The following is a 15,293-nucleotide window of genomic DNA, read 5'->3' as shown; positions in this document are numbered from 1 at the left end:
GAGGATGGACAGCATGGCCGCAAGGCGCACCAACTGGCGCAACCTGATCATGGTGATCTCGCTCGGGATCCTGATCGCGGTCGAGCTGTTCGGCGTGGCACTGGCCTCGGGCTGGGCGCTGGCGGGGCTGTTCGAGCTCGGCGCCATCGTCAGCTATGTGCTGATGGCCCTGTTCTCGGTGCTGGCCGGCTACGCCATGGTCAATCTGATGCGCCGCGTGCTCAAGGTCGAGCGGCTGAGCGAAGGCGGCTGAGGCCACCTTACGGACAGGCGCTGAGGACCACCGGGTCCGCTTCGGGCGGCAGGTAATCGCCCATCGGCCGGCATCGTCCGGCGGTGCAGATCTGCCAGTCCGCCGTCGCCCCCGATCGTCGCATCGCGATCTCCCGCTGCGCCGGCAGTTGCGGCCGCCAGCGCCAGAACCCATCGACGAAGCTCGCTTCCGGCGGCGCCTCCATGCCCGCGCCCGAGCCCTGGATCCGCGCCTCGACCAGCGTCACGCCGTCGGAGCCGGCGCGCCAGACCTCCTCCCACAACGTCTTCTGCACCGAATGGCGCCAGGCGAGCGTGATCTCGCCCGAGCCGAGCGAGACCGCGAAGGCGCCCGCCGCCAGGCAGAGGTTCATGTCCGCGACGCGCTCATGCCAGAGCGCGCCGGGCCGCGCGGGCCCGCCACAGATGCTGGCCGATCATAACGGCGGCGAGAGCAAAGCCGATCTCGTCGGTCAGCGGCACCGCCGCGACGAGGAAGCCGGCCGCGACAGCGGCGAGGATACGCTCCCAAAGGCTGAGCGGCCGCGTCAGCTGCCCGACGAAGGCCGCGCCCCAGAGGATCATCGCCAGCGTCGCCTTCGCGACGATGTAGACCACAGCGAGCCAGTAGCTCGCGCCCTCCAGCCCCGGCACCGGCTGGAGCATCAGCGTCGGATCGTAGACGGCCATATAGGGGATGACGAAGCCCGGCAGGGCGATCTTGACCGCCTGGACACCGATCTTCATGCCCGATTCCTTGGCCATCGGAGCCGCCGCGAAGGCCGCCAGCGCGACCGGCGGCGTCAGGTCGGCCATGATGCCGAAATAGAACACGAACATGTGGCTGACGATCAGCGGCACATCGAGCTGCAGCAGGATCGGCGCCGCCAGCGACGAGGTGATGATGTAGTTGGGGATGGTGGGGATGCCCATGCCGAGGATCAGGCTGAAGACCATCGTCAACACCAGCGCCAGGAACATGCTCTCCTTGCCGATGCCGATCAGCCAGGACCCGAAGATCGTTCCGATGCCGGTCAGCGTCATCGTGCCGATGACGATGCCGACCAGCGCGCAGGCGAGGCCGACCGGCAGGGCCTGGCGCGCGCCGTCGGCCAGCGCCTCGATGCAGGACTGAAGCACCTCGCGCCCCGACGCGCCGCGCATCATGTTCCAGACCACCAGGGCCAGAACGACCATCAGCACGGTGGCGATGCTGACCGTCATCGATGCGGCCGAGATCAGCGCGAAGCCGACCCAGAAGACGATGCGCAGCGCCGTGGTGCCGAGCCCGGCCGAGATCGCGAGGCCGAGGATCAGGGCGACGGTGAGGGCGAGCCCGACCGCGCCCGCGAACAGGGGCGTGAAGCCCGCGAACAGCAGATAGATCAGCACCAGCAGCGGGGCGATCAGGTACCAGTTCTTACGCAGTTCGGCGCGAAGGCTCGGCAGTTCCGATTTCGGCAGGCCGGTCAGGCCGAGCTTGCCGGCCTCGAGATGGACGGCCCAGTAGCAGGCGGCGAAATACAGCACCGCCGGGATGATCGCCGCCTCGACGATCTTGGAATAGGGCACGTCGATCGTCTCGGCCATGATGAAGGCGACTGCCCCCATTACCGGAGGCATGATCTGACCGCCCATGGAGGATGTCGCCTCGACGCCGCCGGCGAAGGCGCCCTTGAAGCCGGAGCGTTTCATCAGGGGAATGGTGAACTGGCCGGACGCCACGACATTGGCGACGCCCGAGCCGGAGACCATGCCCATCAGGCCCGACGAGGCGACGCAGACCTTGCCCGGCCCGCCCTGCTTGCCGCCGAACATCGCCATCGAGATGTCGTTGAAGAAGTCGATGACGCCTGCGCGCTCCATGAAGGCGCCAAACAGGATGAACAGGAAGATGAAGGTCGCGGACACAGCAGTTGGCGTCGCGTAGATGCCCTCCGTCCCGAAGCCCATCTGCTCGATGACCTGATCGAGACCATAGCCGCGGTGGTTGTAGGGCGCGGGCAGATACTGGCCGAAGAAGCAATAGGCGAGAAAGGTGCCGGCGACGAGCGGCAGCGCGACGCCCATGGCCCGCCAGACCAGCAGGAACAGCACGGCCAGCGCCGTCAGGCCAACCACCGCGTCGGCTGTGGTGACCTCGCCGGCCCGGTTCACCAGCTCGACATAGTTCCACCAATGGTAAAGCCCGACCACGAAGCCCGCGATCCCGACCGCCCACCAGAAGATTCGGCCGACCGGCGACGTCTCCTCGGCATTGGCGAGCAGCCCGCAGGCTGTCAGACACAGGAAGCCGACATGAAGTGTGCGGACGACCTGGTTGGGCAGCGTGCCCGTGTAGAGCGAAACCAGTTCGAACGCGCCAAACAGGATCAGCAGGGCCAGCATCGCGTCGCCCATGACGCGACCGCGCGCCGCGCCGACCACGATCCAGACCAGCCAGACAGCGAAGGCCGCCCGGATCAGCGCGATCGGCGTCAGCCAGTTCGCCGAGCCGACCAGCCGCGTATCGAGCGGGATGCCGAAGGCGGTGACGATCTGGAAGCACGAAAAGGCGACCGCGATCCAGAACAGCAACCGGCCCTTCCAGCCTGTGCCGAAGGTGGCGGGCAGGCCGTGCTCGGGATCGTAGGGCGCTGCTGCGTGGCCCTGCGCCCCGGCAATGTCGGGAACCGCGAGCGGTCGGGTATCGGTCTGGCTCATCTGGACATTCCGGTTCGATGCCGGCGGCGACCGGCGCTCTTTGCGCGCATGGGGGAGAAGACCCGGACAGCGACGCCAAAGACAAGGCGAGGCCGGATGACCCGGCCTCGCCTGTCACGTCAGCCGCGGGATCGGCTCAGGAGCCGACCTTCAGGCCCTTTTCCTTGAAGTAGCGCGCCGCGCCGGGATGCAGCGGGATCGGCATGCCCTCCAGCGCGCCCTCGAGCTTGATCGAGCGCGCGGCGGCATGGGCGGCGCCGAGGTCGCCCAGATTGTCGTAGATGGCCTTGGTCATCTCGTAGACCGTCTCTTCCTTCATGCCCTCATGGGTCACGAGGTAGTTCATCACCGCCGCCGCGGGAACCGCAGCCGTCTGGCCGGTATAGGTGTTGGCGGGGATGCTCGCCTTGACGAAGGGCGCGCCGGCCTTGTCGACGGCCGCCTCCGGCACTTCGACGACGACGATCTCGACCGAGGTCGCGAGGTCACGCAGCGAGGCGACGCCAAGGCCGGCCGACTGCAGCGTGGCGTCGAGCTGGCGGTTCTTCATCAGCTCGACGGATTCGGCGAAGGGCAGATACTCGATCTTGCCGAGATCCTTGTAGCTCATGCCGGCCGCGGCCAGGATCGCCCGGGCGTTCAGCTCGGTGCCCGATTTCGGCGCGCCGACCGAGAGGCGCTTGCCCCGGAGATCGGCCAGCGTCTTGATGCCGCTGTCCTTGGACGCGACGATCTGGACGTAGTTCGGATAGATGGCGGTGATGCCGCGCAGCTTCTTGAGCGGCGACTTGAAGCCGGCCTCCTCGTCGCCCTTCCAGGCCGCGGCGAGAGAGTCGCCGAGCGTGAAGGCGATCTCGCCCTTGGCTTGCTGCAGCAGCTGCAGGTTCTCGACCGAGGCCTTGGTGGCCTGCACCGTCGGGCGGACATTCTTGATCTTGTCGCCATAGATCTTCGAGAGCGCGACGCCGAGTGGGTAGTAGACGCCCGAGGTGCCGCCCGTGAGGACGTTGATGAAGTCCTGAGCCCGCGCGCTGGCGGGAGCGAGCGCGATGAGGGCCGCGGTGGCGATGCCGGCGAGACGCCGGCGGGACGTGATCTGCTGCATATTAACCTCCCAATGGACACCCGGTCTCAAGGCTGGTCTTGCATCCCTTGTAGATCAGACCCTCTCCAGAATGAAAGGCGGGAAGCCGATCCGGGTGGACATCCGGGTCCCCGAGCGGTGTTTTCGCCATGATTGGCCGGCATTCGAAACCAGGTGCCGGTACGGTTGCCCTTGCGGCCGGGACGGGCTAGCCCCAACTGCATCGATCGTTTCCCTCCAGCCCAGCGAGCCCGCCCGCCATGCAAGAGAGCGCCCGTCCGCCCCGTCCCGACCGCCGCATGCTGTTGGCCGGAGCCAGTGCGACGGCGGCGCTCGCCGCGCTCGGCTTTGCGCCGGAGGCCCTGGCCCAGCAGGGGCTGCGGCTGGGCGAGGCCGAGAACTTCGGCTTCGATGCGCTGAAGCAGCGGGCACGCGAGATGGCGTCGCGCCCCTATCAGGCGCCGCCGAGCCCACGCCCCGACGTGCTGGAGCGGATCGACTACGACGCCCATGGCAAGATCCGCTTCAAGCCGGAGATGGCGCTCTGGGCCGAGGGCCCGTCCGCCTGGCCGGTGACCTTCTTCCATCTCGGCCGCTACTTCCAGAAGCCGGTGCGGATGCATGTCGTCGATGCGGGCCGCGCCCGCGAGATCGTCTATGACGAGAGCTATTTCGAGATGCCGGCGGATTCGCCGGCACGCGAACTGCCGCGCGGGGCGGGCTTCGCCGGCTTCCGCTTCCAGGAGAGCCGCACCGGGCATCCTGGCCGCAAGGGCGAGAAGCTCGATTGGCAGAAGAACGACTGGGTCGCGTTCCTCGGCGCCTCCTATTTCCGCGCCATCGGCGAGCTCTACCAGTACGGCCTCTCGGCGCGCGGCCTCGCCATCGACCCCGCTGTCGGCGGCAAGCCTGAGGAATTTCCCGATTTCACCCATATATGGCTCGAGACGCCGCAGCCCGGCGCCGAGTTTGTCGTCGTCTATGCTCTGCTGTCGGGCCCCAGCGTGGCGGGCGCCTACCGATTCCGGATGCACCGCGGCAAGGGCGTGACGATGGAGATCGAGACCGAGATCCATCTGCGAAAGGATGTCGAGCGGCTCGGCATCGCGCCGCTGACCTCGATGTACTGGTACTCCGAGAAGGCCAAGACCACCGCCGTCGACTGGCGCCCAGAGGTTCACGACTCCGACGGTTTGGCGCTCTGGACGGGCGCGGGCGAGCGGGCGCTGCGCCCGCTGAACAACCCGCCGCGCACCATGGCCTCCTCCTTCATGGACGAGAACCCGCGCGGCTTCGGCCTGGTGCAGCGCGACCGCGAGGTCGGGCATTACCTCGACGGCGTCTTCTACGAGCGCCGGCCGAGCCTTTGGGTCGAGACGCAAGGGAACTGGGGGAAGGGCGCGGTCCAGCTCATCGAGATCCCGACCGACGACGAGATCCACGACAACATCGTCGCCATGTGGGTGCCCGCCGGCCCCGCGAAGGCGGGCGCGTCCTATGGCCTGCGCTACAAGCTGCACTGGCTGGCCGACGAGCCCTTCCAGGGCGATCTCGGCCGCGTCGTCGCGACACGCCTTGGCAATGGCGGCCAGCCAGGCACGACCCGGCCGAAGGGCGTGCGCAAGTTCATGGTCGAGTTCAAGGGCCCGGCGCTGGAGGCCATCCCCTTCGGCGTGAAGCCCGAGGTCGTGCTTTCGGCCTCGCGCGGCAGCTATTCCTACGTCTTCGCCGAGGCCGTGCCCAACGACGTGGCAGGCCATTGGCGCGCCCAGTTCGACCTCACGGTGGATGGCACCGACCCTGTCGAGATGCGCTGCTTCCTGAAGGCGGGCGACAAGGTGCTGACCGAGACCTGGCTGTATCAGTACCTGCCGTTCTGAGGCGGCAGACGCCAAGCCCGCTCCAGCGATCGGCCGGGCTGGCGACCATCCTTGCCTCTGCCGCGCCGTAACATTATATCATCTCATATGGCTGATCGGCACGCCCATCTTGTTTCCCACGCTGTCCCGCAGGCTCCGGGCTGGTCGCTGCTGCGCCTCTCCGCGCTGGGGCGCATGGGCCTCGCGGCCGGTGTCGTCGTGCTGCTCTGGATCGCGACCTTCGCGGTGATCGCGTGACACCGGGAACCGCCGCCATGTCTGCCATCCGCCTGACCGATCTGACGCTAGGCTATGACCGGCACCCGGCCGTGCATCATCTCTCGGGCGAGATCGCCACGGGCAGCCTGACGGCCATCGTCGGCCCCAATGGCGCCGGCAAGTCGACCCTGCTCAAGGGCATCGCCGGCGCGCTGTCTCCGCTTGATGGCGACATCGCGCTGGCCCGCGGCCGGCGCCTGGCCTATCTGCCGCAGCAGGCGGAGCTCGACCGGTCCTTCCCGATCCACGTCTATGATCTCGTGGCGATGGGTCTGTGGAACCGCGCCGGCATCTTTGGGCGCATCGGGGGCGGGGCCGCCGCCAAGATCGAGGCGGCGATCGCCGCCGTCGGGCTCGCCGGCTTCGAGCGTCGGCCGATCGGCGCGCTTTCCGGCGGCCAGATGCAGCGCGCGCTCTTCGCGCGGCTGCTGCTGCAGGACGCCGACATCATCCTGCTCGACGAGCCCTTCACCGCCATCGACGCTCGCACGACCGCCGACCTCCTGGCGCTGGTCCAGCGCTGGCATGGCGAAAGCCGGACCGTCATCGCGGTCCTCCACGACATCGAGACGGTGCGCCGCGCCTTCCCGCAGACGCTGCTACTGGCGCGCGAGAGCGTCGCCTGGGGCGCAACGGCGGAGGTGCTGACCCCCGCCAACCTGCTCAAGGCGCGCCGCATGGTCGAGGCCTTCGACAACCACGCGGCGCCGTGCGAGCGCGACGCGGCGTGAAGCCGACCCATGCCGTGACGTCCCCTCAGCCCTCATCCTGAGGAGCGCTCCACGGGAGCGCGTCTCGAAGGATGCTCCAGTTTGTGCGGGAGCCTCCTGGAGCATCCTTCGAGACGCCGCTTCGCGGCTCCTCAGGATGAGCGCTGAGAAGGCTGAGAAGAAAAAGCCGATGCTTTACGACCTCTTCATCGGCCCCTTCGCCGAGTTCGACTTCATGCGCCGGGCGCTGGTCGGCGTGGTCGCGCTGTCGGTGTCGGGCGGCGCGATCGGCGTGTTCCTGATGCTCAGGCGGATGAGCCTGACCGGCGACGCCATGGCCCATGCCATCCTGCCCGGCGCCGCGATCGGCTATCTCGTCGCCGGCTTCTCGCTGCCGGCGATGACGCTGGGCGGGCTCGCGGCGGGTTTTGCGGTGGCGCTCGCGGCCGGCGCCGTGGCGCGCGTCACGGTGATCAAGGAGGATGCCTCGCTCGCCGCCTTTTACCTGATCTCGCTGGCGCTCGGCGTCACCATCGTCTCGCTGCGCGGCTCGGCGGTCGACCTGTTCCATGTCCTGTTCGGCAATGTGCTGGCGCTCGACGACGATGTGCTGATCCTGCTCTCGGGAGTGGCGACGGTCTCCCTGATGACCCTTGCGGCGCTCTATCGCCCGCTGGTGATGGAATGCGTCGATCCGGGCTTCCTGCGCTCGGTCAGCCGCTCCGGCGGCCTCGTCCATCTCACCTTCCTCGGCCTCGTCGTGCTCAATCTGGTGGCCGGCTTCCATGCGCTGGGCACGCTGCTGGCGGTCGGGCTGATGATGCTGCCGGCGGCGGCCGCCCTCTTCTGGACCGCCGACATCACCCGCCTGATCCTGCTCGCCAGCGGCTTCGGCATGGTCGCGGGCTATGCCGGGCTGGTGATGTCCTATTCGGCGGGCAGCAATCTGCCGGCGGGGCCGGCGATCATCCTGGCGGCGGGCGCGCTCTATCTCGGCTCGCTCCTGCTCGGCACGCAGGGCGGGCTCGCCCGTCGGCTCTTGCCGCGGCGCCATCTTCGGGCGTAGTGATGTTATAGTGTTGCATCGCTATCTGGAGGCTTCCATGCCGAACCGTCGCGCCCTTCTCGGCGCCCTCGCCGCCGGGCTGATCCTCGCCCATGCGCCGATGGCCGCCACCGCACAGGAGAAACTGCCCGTCGTCGCGAGCTTCTCGATCCTCGGCGACTTCGTGAAGGAGGTCGGCGGCGACCGCATCGCGCTCACCACGCTCGTCGGCCCCAATGGCGACGCCCACGTCTACTCGCCGACGCCGGCCGATGCGAAAGCGATGGCCGGAGCGAAACTCATCGTCATCAACGGCCTCAAATTCGAAGGCTGGATGACCCGGCTGATCAAGTCATCCGGCGCGAAGGCGACGGTCGCGACCGCCACCACGGGCATCACCCCGCTGGAGGCCGACGACGATCATGATCACGACAAGAAGGGCCATGGTCACGACCATGGCGGCGTCGATCCGCATGCCTGGCAGAATGTCGCCAACGCCAGGATCTACGTCGCCAACATCCGCGATGCCCTGGTGAAGGCCGATCCGGCCGGCCAGGCGAACTACGAGGCCAATGCGACGCGCTATCTCGCCCAGCTCGATGCGGTCGAGGCCGAGGTCAAGGCGGCGATCGCACGCATTCCGGCCGACCGGCGCAAGGCGATCACCTCGCACGACGCCTTCGGATATTTTGTGAAGGCCTATGGCATCGAGTTCATCGCGCCGCAGGGCGTCTCCACCGAGGCCGAGGCTTCGGCGAAGGATGTCGGCCGCATCATCCGGCAGATCAAGGCGGAGAAGATCCCGGCCGTCTTCCTCGAAAACGTCACCAATCCACGCCTCGTCGAGCGGATCGCCAAGGAGAGCGGCGCCCGGATCGGCGGACGCATTTTCTCCGACGCGCTGTCCGACGCCGCCGGTCCGGCCGGGACTTACATCGCGATGATGAAACACAATATAAGCCAGATCGAAAAGGCGCTCGCCGCCGGCCCGGCCTGATCGTCGGCCCTCACATTCCAGCCCTCATCCTGAGGAGCCGCGGAGCGGCGTCTCGACGGATGGTCCAGAGCGCGCTGGAGCATCCTTCGAGACGAAGCCTTGCGGCTTCTCCTCAGGATGAGGGCTGGAAGTGTCTCAAGCCGGGGCGCGACGAGCGCTCCGGCACCGCCGTTTGAAGAACCAAGGGTCACACCCATGTCCGAGAAAATTCCCGTCACGGTGCTCACCGGCTATCTGGGCGCCGGCAAGACCACGCTTCTGAACCGCATCCTCACCGAGGACCACGGCAAGAAGTTCGCCGTCATCGTCAACGAGTTCGGCGAGGCCGGCATCGATGGCGACCTCGTCGTCGGCGCCGACGAGGAGGTCTTCGAGATGAACAACGGCTGCATCTGCTGCACCGTTCGCGGCGATCTGATCCGCATTCTCGACGGGCTGATGAAGCGCAAGGGCAAGTTCGACGCGATCATCGTCGAGACGACGGGCCTGGCCGATCCCGCCCCCGTCGCGCAGACCTTCTTCGTCGACCAGGATGTCGGCGATGCCACCAAGCTCGACGCGGTGATCACCGTGACCGACGCGAAATGGCTCAAGGACCGGCTCAAGGATGCGCCGGAGGCCAAGAACCAGATCGCCTTCGCCGACGTGATCGTGCTGAACAAGGTCGACCTGGTGACAGCGGAGGAACTCGCCTCGGTCGAATCCGCGATCCGCGCCATCAACCCCTATGCCAAGCTGCACAGGACGGAGCGTTGCGCGCTGCCGATCGACCAGCTGCTCGACCGCAACGCCTTCGACCTCGACCGCATCCTCGATATCGAGCCGGATTTCCTCGAATCCGGCCATCACCACCATCATTCGGACGAGGTCCGCTCGATGTCCTTCACGATCCCTGGCGATGTCGATCCCGAGAAGTTCATGCCCTGGATCAACGACATCAGCCAGGCACAGGGGCCCAACATCCTGCGCTCCAAGGGCATCCTCGCCTTCAAGGGCGAGCCGCGCCGCTTCGTCTTCCAGGGCGTCCACATGATCCTGGACGGTGACCTCCAGCGCGACTGGAAGGCTGACGAAACGCGCTCCTCGCGCCTCGTCATCATCGGGCGCGATCTGAACGAGAACGAGTTGCGCCAAGGTTTCGAGGCCTGCGCGGCCTAAAGCCTTCACGTCATGCTCGGGCTTGACCCGAGCATCTCCTGCCAGAGATTCTCGGGTCTGCGCGAAGTTAATCCTTGGGCCGATCAAAGATCGGAACCGAGGGCTGCGCCCGAGAATGACGGTGCGGTTCCCATGACAAACAGGCTGCGCTAGACCCCGCCCATGAACACGACCACCGCCCCCGTCTCGCTGCGCGAGCATGTCGTTCCCGTCGAGGCCGGCGCGCATGTCGTCGGTGCCCATTGGCTCAAATCGACGCTGGCGCTGGCGCTCGCCGACGGGCGCGTGCTGCGCTGGTCCGACGGCGCCCTCGACTCGGCCGAAGTCCATGCCGGCGGCATCCTGTGCACCTGCAGCGACGGCGAGCGCCTGATCACCGGCGGCGATGACGGCCGCGTGGTTGCGACCTCCGCCGACGGGGCCACCACCGAGATCGCCCGCGACGAGAAGCGCCGCTGGGTCGACGCGGTGACGGTCTCTGGCTCCGGCAGCATCGCCTGGAACACGGCCAAGACCGTCCATGCCCGCGACGACAAGGGCAAAGTGCGTTCGCTCGATGTCGGCACGACGCCGCAGGGCCTCGTCTTCGCGCCCAAGGGCTACCGCCTCGCGATCGGCCAGATGAACGGGGTCAGCCTCTGGTATCCGGCAACCGAGGCCAAGCCCGAATTCCTCGAATGGAAGGGTGCCCATCTCGACGTCGTCTGGTCGCCGGATGGGCGCTTCGTCGTCTCCTCGATGCCGGAAAACGCGCTGCATGGCTGGCGGCTGGGCGAGAAGCCGAGCCATATGCGGATGACCGGCTATCCGGCCAAGCCGCGCTCGCTGTCCTGGTCACATGACGGGCTCTGGCTGGCCTCGAGCGGGGCGGATGCCGCGATCGTCTGGCCCTTCCAGGGCGAAGGCCCGCAGGGCAAGGCGCCGCGCGAATGCGGCGCCCGCCACGCCAAGGTCACCCGTGTTGCCTTCCATCCCAAGGCGCTGGTGCTTGCGGTCGGCTATGACGATGGCTGCATCCTGATGATCCGCCTGACCGACGCCTCGGAACTCCTGGTGCGCCCGGCGCTGCGCGACAGCGGCATCACCGCCTTCGCCTGGGACAAGGGCGGCAAGCGGCTGGCCTTCGGCACGGAAGACGGCGCGGCCGGCGTGCTGACGCTGCCGGCGGCCTAGGGCTTGCCGATGCGCTTCGGTCTCTTCGGCAAGGGCGGGCCCGACAAGAGCGAAGCGGCGGCACAGGCCAACCGCGTCAAAGAGCTGCTGCGCCAGATCGCCAGCCTCCCGGAAGAGGCTGCGGTTGCGGTCAATGAAATCCTCTGCGCCGACCCCGCATGCCCCGGCACCGAGACGGTGATCCTGCTGATGAACCCCGGCGAGAAGACGAAAGCCTTCAAGCTGGCCATGGCGATGGCGGAGGTGACGCCGGAGGCGCTGCGGGAGGCGTTGTCGGGAGAAGGGTCGCCGCAGGGTTCAGCCTGACAGCACCGAGTTGGTCATCCCGGGTCTCCGCTTCGCTGCGTCCGGGATGACGGCGCAGATTGCTGGTGTCACCCCCTCGCCACACGCTGCGTCCGCTCGATCGTCCCCTTTCGCAGATGGACCGCACGCGTCGCCTTGAAGCGGATCAGCCGCTGGGGTGCCGTCTGTTCGGCGAGACCATGGCGCAGGGTGGAGGTCTTGCTGCGGCCAGGGTCCAGAGGGGCCTTCGCCAGCACCGTGCCGCCAGAGACCAGAACGATCAGGGCCGTGATGACGGTCTTGCGGAACATGGCGGCATCCTGGCGGCCGGCGAGCCCGTCTCGCCGATGGATGCAAGCTGTAGGGAGGCTGGCGCATTGCCGCTGTTCCCGCCGTGACAGCCGCCGGGGCTGCGCGCCTGCTGACAGAAGGCTGGACGGTGCGGTCTAAACTCCGTCAGCATTCCCCGAACGCCGCAGCACAGGCCCGCCATGCCACCCCGCCCGCCCAAGACAATCACCCTCGCGCGCGAGCAGGCGCGACGGTTCTGGCTGCAGGCGCAGCGGCTCGACACCCGCGAGCCCTTCGGTGCGGGGGCGCAAGCGACGAAGGCAGCGGTCGAGCATCTCGGCTATGTCCAGATCGACACGATCAACGTGATCGAGCGCTGCCACCACCACATCCTGTTCAGCCGCATCCCCTCCTATGAGCGGGGCCATCTGGCGCAGGCGCAGTCCGCCGAGAAGAGCGTCTTCGAATACTGGACCCATGCGCTCTCCTATGTGCCGGCGCGCGATATCCGCTTCTTCCTCGGGGCGATGAAGGCGCATCGCGATGAGCCGAAGCGTTGGTCGGCCGTCGGCGGGCGCGACGAGGCGCGCAAGCTGCTCGCCCGCATCCGCAAGGACGGGCCGCTCACCATCCGCGACATCGACAGCGACGTGCTGGTCGAGAAGGCACATCTCTGGGCGAGCAAGAAGCCCTCCAAGGGGCTGCTGGAGCGCGCCTTCTACGATGGCGACCTGGTGATCTCGGCGCGCGCCGGCATGCTCAAGACCTATGAGCTCACGGACCGGCATTTCGGCTGGGAGAAGCGGCCGACACCGGCCTCGGAGCGGCAGGTCACGGCCTACAGGCTCGACAGGGCGCTGCGCGCACAAGGCGTCGTCAGCCTCGACTCGATCTGCCATCTCGATGCGCCCGCCAAGGCGGCGGTGGCGGAGCTGATCGAGGTCCGCGTCAAGCGTCGCGAACTGATGCCGATCGCAATCGAAGACTCGACCGTGGCGCACTGGATGCCGCGCGAGGGGATGGAAGTCGCGGCGCCGCAGCCCGATCTCGTCCACATCCTCTCGCCCTTCGACCCGCTGGTCATCCAGCGCAAGCGGCTGAAGCTGTTCTTTGGCTATGCCCACGCTTTCGAGGCCTATCTGCCGAAGGAAAAGCGGGTCTTCGGCTATTTCGGCCTGCCCGTGCTGATCAGCGACACGGTCGTGGCCGTGCTCGACCTGAAGACCGACCGCCAGGCGGGGCGGCTCCTGATCCAGCAATGGACATGGCTCGACGGGCAGGAGAGCCCGGGGAGGAAGGCGCTGATCGAGGCGGAGCTGGAGCGGTTCGAGCGGTTTCAGCTGGCGAGAGATGTGGCCGTCCCAGTCACACCAGACGACGCCTGAGCGTCATTGCGAGCGCATCGAAGCAATCCAGGAGGCGTCGAGCGAGAACGTCTGGATTGCTTCGCTGCGCTCGCAATGACGGAGGCGTTGCCTCCTCACGCCCCCAGCAGATCGATCAGATGCGGGATCAGCGGCTCGTCGGCGGGCGGCATGGCGAGTTCCCGCAGCTTGCCGGGGCGGACCCATTTCAGGGCCTGCGCCTCGCGGGAGGCGACCTGCCCCTCCCAGCGCCGGCAGATATAGAGCGGCATCAGCAGGTGGAACTCGGGATAGGCGAAGCTTGCGAAGGTCAGCGGCGCCAGGCACTCCTCCTTGACCGTGATGCCGAGCTCCTCGGACAGCTCGCGGATCAGCGCCGGCTCGGGCCGCTCGCCCGCCTCCAGCTTGCCGCCGGGAAACTCCCACAGCCCGGCCAGCGCCTTGCCCTCCGGCCGCTGCGCCACCAGCACGCGGTTGTCGGAATCGATCAGGGCGCAGGCGACGACGAGGAGAAGCTTCACGGGGGGACTCAGTAGCCGGAGAGGATGACGTGCAGGGGTTGCGTCTCCTTACCCGTCACGGTGACGCTGTCATAGACCGAGCCGCCCTCGCGCGAGAGCGCGTCCTCGTCACCCCAGATCACTTGGGTGGTGACGAAGTAATCGCCCGGCGCGACCTTCTCGAAGACGAAGCGTCCGTTCGATTCCGCCTTGGTGGTGCGGCTGTATTCGCCATAGGCGGGGTCGGGATTGTCGTCGCGGGGATAGTCGCGATGCGGCACGAATTTGCGCGTACCGTAGAAATTGGCGAAGCGCTCGCGAGCATAGGCCGTGGCCGGCACGAGGCGCACCAGCTGTCCGGCCGCGTTCACGACGACGGCGCTCGGCTTGGTGCGGAAGGCATGGCCGGTGATCGTGGTCGTGCCGGTCTTCTTGATGAAGGCCGCTTCCTCGACCGAAAACGCGACGGTCGCCGGCTTGCGCTCGACGCACCCCGACAACGCCAAGGCGAGAACGACCCCCAACCCCATCCTCATGCCGCTCGTCCTCTCAAGCAGACCTGGCCGCGCGCTGCGACGTCGTCACCAGGAAGACGCCGGCGAGGATGATGCAACCGCCGATGATCTGCCGCAACTCCAGCGTTTCCCCGAGCACGACGATGCCGAGGATCGTCGCAACGGTCGGCACGAGATAGCCCGTCATCGCCGCTCGCGTCGGTCCCGCAGCCCGGATCAGCCGCATGAACACGGCCATAGGCACGGCGGTGGCGAGCAGGCCGAGCGCCAGCATGGCCGGCACATGCTCCGCCATCGGCGCGAAGGCGGCGGGGCCGGCGAAGACCAGCGTCAGCGCCAGCGCGACGAGGCCGGAGACGACCTGCTGGCCGAGCGCGAGCCGCGCCGGATCGCCCGCCGAGGCGGGGATGGCGCGGGCATAGAGATTGCCGATGCTGTAGCCGAGCATGACGCCAACCATGGCGAGCACGCCGAGCGCCGTGCCGCCGCCCTCGACCAGACGTGGGCCGATCAGCAGCGCGACGCCGGCCATGCCGAGCAGGATGCCGATCAGACGGCGCGGACCCATCCGCTCCTCGGCGAAAAGGAAATGCGCGAACACCGCCGTCACCAGCGGCCCGCCGGCCTGGATCATCGCGGCCGGGCCGCTCGCCAGCTGCACCAGCGCATAAGCCACCAGCACGTTCGGCACCCAGCCATTGGTCGTGCCGAGCACGAGCCAATGCCGGATCTCGTCACGGCGCGGGATCGGGCTCTGGCCGAGCCAGACGACATAGGCCGCCAACGCCGCAGCCCCGATCAGCCCGCGCCCCGCGGCGAGCGCGAGCGGCGAGATCGCGCCGCCCGTCAGCTTGATGAACAGGAAGCTCGAACCCCAGAAACAGGAGCAGACGAGCAGATGTCCGACGACGAAGGCGCGGCTGGGGCTGGTGGATGAACCTGCGAGCCCCGGCGTCATATCAGTTGAGCCCTCATCCTGAGGAGGCCCGCAGGGCCGTCTCGAAGGATGGTCCAGATGTCACCGGCGCCTCCTGGAGCATCCTTCGAGACGCCGCTTCGCGGCTCCTCAGGATGAGGG

17 protein-coding genes are annotated in these 15,293 nt (G+C 67.7%); 10 read left to right on the top strand and 7 right to left on the bottom strand.

Going from position 1 to position 15,293, the window contains the following annotated elements:
* Positions 1–13 precede the first annotated feature (13 nt).
* Positions 14–253: a hypothetical protein gene (locus tag ABIE41_RS05860; protein WP_192644917.1), complete on the top strand. Its 240-nt coding sequence runs from the start codon at positions 14–16 to the stop codon at positions 251–253.
* Positions 254–260: 7 nt separating this feature from the next.
* On the opposite strand, the gene ABIE41_RS05855 is transcribed toward ABIE41_RS05860, so the two are convergent.
* From ABIE41_RS05855 to ABIE41_RS05845, 3 genes are all read right to left on the bottom strand, one after another.
* Entirely contained in the window at positions 261–626 is a 366-nt protein-coding gene (locus tag ABIE41_RS05855) for a DUF1850 domain-containing protein (protein ID WP_192644916.1), read from the bottom strand.
* A gap of 13 nt (positions 627–639) precedes the next feature.
* A complete protein-coding gene (locus ABIE41_RS05850) occupies positions 640–2,955 on the bottom strand; it encodes a TRAP transporter permease (protein ID WP_192644915.1) in 2,316 nt (771 codons plus the stop codon).
* Positions 2,956–3,091: 136 nt separating this feature from the next.
* Positions 3,092–4,060 carry a TAXI family TRAP transporter solute-binding subunit gene (locus ABIE41_RS05845; RefSeq protein WP_192644914.1) on the bottom strand — a complete coding sequence of 323 codons (969 nt, stop codon included), beginning with the start codon at positions 4,058–4,060 and terminating at the stop codon, positions 3,092–3,094.
* Between the two features lie 278 nt (positions 4,061–4,338).
* Here ABIE41_RS05845 and ABIE41_RS05840 point away from each other — a divergent pair, with 278 nt between their 5' ends.
* From ABIE41_RS05840 to ABIE41_RS05805, 8 genes are all read left to right on the top strand, one after another.
* Entirely contained in the window at positions 4,339–5,919 is a 1,581-nt protein-coding gene (locus ABIE41_RS05840; protein WP_354191797.1) for an OpgD/OpgG family glucan biosynthesis protein, read from the top strand.
* An 87-nt stretch (positions 5,920–6,006) separates the two neighbouring features.
* On the top strand, positions 6,007–6,156 hold the full coding sequence (locus tag ABIE41_RS05835) for a hypothetical protein (protein WP_192644912.1): 150 nt from the start codon (positions 6,007–6,009) through the stop codon (positions 6,154–6,156).
* Positions 6,157–6,173: 17 nt separating this feature from the next.
* On the top strand, positions 6,174–6,908 hold the full coding sequence (aztA, locus tag ABIE41_RS05830) for a zinc ABC transporter ATP-binding protein AztA (RefSeq protein WP_192644911.1): 735 nt from the start codon (positions 6,174–6,176) through the stop codon (positions 6,906–6,908).
* A 169-nt stretch (positions 6,909–7,077) separates the two neighbouring features.
* Positions 7,078–7,953 (top strand): metal ABC transporter permease, encoded by an 876-nt coding sequence (locus tag ABIE41_RS05825; protein WP_192644910.1) that lies wholly within the window; start codon positions 7,078–7,080, stop codon positions 7,951–7,953.
* Between the two features lie 37 nt (positions 7,954–7,990).
* Positions 7,991–8,929: a metal ABC transporter substrate-binding protein gene (locus ABIE41_RS05820; RefSeq protein ID WP_192644909.1), complete on the top strand. Its 939-nt coding sequence runs from the start codon at positions 7,991–7,993 to the stop codon at positions 8,927–8,929.
* 195 nt (positions 8,930–9,124) lie between these two features.
* Positions 9,125–10,087: a CobW family GTP-binding protein gene (locus ABIE41_RS05815; RefSeq protein WP_192644908.1), complete on the top strand. Its 963-nt coding sequence runs from the start codon at positions 9,125–9,127 to the stop codon at positions 10,085–10,087.
* Positions 10,088–10,249: 162 nt separating this feature from the next.
* On the top strand, positions 10,250–11,260 hold the full coding sequence (locus tag ABIE41_RS05810; RefSeq protein ID WP_192644907.1) for a WD40 repeat domain-containing protein: 1,011 nt from the start codon (positions 10,250–10,252) through the stop codon (positions 11,258–11,260).
* A gap of 9 nt (positions 11,261–11,269) precedes the next feature.
* Positions 11,270–11,566 carry a hypothetical protein gene (locus tag ABIE41_RS05805; protein ID WP_192644906.1) on the top strand — a complete coding sequence of 99 codons (297 nt, stop codon included), beginning with the start codon at positions 11,270–11,272 and terminating at the stop codon, positions 11,564–11,566.
* A 68-nt stretch (positions 11,567–11,634) separates the two neighbouring features.
* On the opposite strand, the gene ABIE41_RS05800 is transcribed toward ABIE41_RS05805, so the two are convergent.
* The gene (locus ABIE41_RS05800) at positions 11,635–11,856 is read right to left on the bottom strand and encodes a hypothetical protein (RefSeq protein WP_192644905.1); all 222 of its coding nucleotides are present in this window, start codon (positions 11,854–11,856) and stop codon (positions 11,635–11,637) included.
* Positions 11,857–12,036: 180 nt separating this feature from the next.
* On the opposite strand from ABIE41_RS05800, the gene ABIE41_RS05795 reads away from it, so the two are divergent.
* Entirely contained in the window at positions 12,037–13,221 is a 1,185-nt protein-coding gene (locus tag ABIE41_RS05795) for a winged helix-turn-helix domain-containing protein (RefSeq protein WP_192644904.1), read from the top strand.
* A gap of 95 nt (positions 13,222–13,316) precedes the next feature.
* On the opposite strand, the gene mutT is transcribed toward ABIE41_RS05795, so the two are convergent.
* Genes mutT through ABIE41_RS05780 form a run of 3 tightly spaced genes read right to left on the bottom strand, consistent with a single transcriptional unit; the run spans position 13,317 to position 15,173 of the window.
* Positions 13,317–13,733, bottom strand: coding sequence for an 8-oxo-dGTP diphosphatase MutT (gene mutT / locus ABIE41_RS05790; protein WP_192645137.1), 417 nt, complete (start codon positions 13,731–13,733; stop codon positions 13,317–13,319).
* A complete protein-coding gene (locus ABIE41_RS05785) occupies positions 13,730–14,236 on the bottom strand; it encodes a carboxypeptidase regulatory-like domain-containing protein (RefSeq protein WP_192644903.1) in 507 nt (168 codons plus the stop codon). The genes mutT and ABIE41_RS05785 overlap by 4 nt, the downstream gene beginning before the upstream one ends.
* A 13-nt stretch (positions 14,237–14,249) precedes the next feature.
* A complete protein-coding gene (locus ABIE41_RS05780; RefSeq protein ID WP_192644902.1) occupies positions 14,250–15,173 on the bottom strand; it encodes a DMT family transporter in 924 nt (307 codons plus the stop codon).
* Positions 15,174–15,293 lie beyond the last annotated feature (120 nt).

The organism is Bosea sp. OAE506, assembly GCF_040546595.1.
Classification (GTDB): domain Bacteria; phylum Pseudomonadota; class Alphaproteobacteria; order Rhizobiales; family Beijerinckiaceae; genus Allobosea.
The sequence above is the reverse complement of the archived record's forward strand: the minus strand, read 5'-3'. Positions and strand labels throughout refer to the sequence as shown.